This is a genomic window from Extibacter sp. GGCC_0201, from assembly GCF_017566055.1.
In the GTDB taxonomy this organism is placed as follows: Bacteria; Bacillota; Clostridia; order Lachnospirales; family Lachnospiraceae; genus Extibacter.
Genome location: NZ_JABFCH010000183.1, coordinates 1 through 221 on the forward strand (window position 1 = coordinate 1; position 221 = coordinate 221).

At 48.0% G+C, this 221-nt stretch carries 1 pseudogene; it reads left to right on the forward strand.

Annotated elements, in window-relative coordinates:
- Window positions 1-221, forward strand: a pseudogene (locus HJV72_RS19185) (hypothetical protein); the annotation flags it as partial.

The window sequence follows — 221 nt, forward strand, 5'->3', positions numbered from 1 at the left end:
TTTTATTGACGCTATTTTTAACTCCCGGCGTAAAGCAGCCACTTTGACAGACGAGCTGAATGTGCTGATGGGAACACCCGCAAAAGGATTTTTCAACCAGGACTATGAATTGAAGCGGATTCTTCAGGACACCGGACGGGCAGACCGCTACGAGGCGGTTAAGCGGCTTTCATTAATCTTATTTGCCGTAGGCGCTGTGTTGGCAATGCTGATTGGAAATG